General features: G+C 40.9%; 1 protein-coding gene. It reads right to left on the reverse strand.

The window, feature by feature from the left end:
- Window positions 1-328 (reverse strand): NAD-dependent epimerase/dehydratase family protein (locus MTCD1_RS18780; RefSeq protein WP_143760163.1); only part of this gene is annotated, 328 nt, incomplete at both ends.

Raw genomic sequence — 328 nt, forward strand, 5'->3', positions numbered from 1 at the left:
GTTCTTCACATTGTGCGCGCTCATCACTTCTAAAATATTAATTGTCGCCGCAATGTTATTACGGTAATAAGTTAATGGGATCTGATTCGACTCTCCAACCGCTTTTAAACCGGCAAAGTGGATCACCGCGTTAATATCATGTTCGGTAAAAATACGGGTTAATACTTCACTATCCAGCGCAACACCACAGTAGAACTTAACCACTTTACCGGTGATCGTTTTAACACGGCTTAATGATTCTTCACTTGAATTACACAAGTTATCAACCACAACCACGTCTTGATTGCTGTTCAATAATTCCAATACGGTGTGGCTGCCGATATAACCC

The sequence above is a fragment of the Colwellia marinimaniae genome, from assembly GCF_002207865.1.
In the GTDB taxonomy this organism is placed as follows: domain Bacteria; phylum Pseudomonadota; class Gammaproteobacteria; order Enterobacterales; family Alteromonadaceae; genus Colwellia; species Colwellia marinimaniae.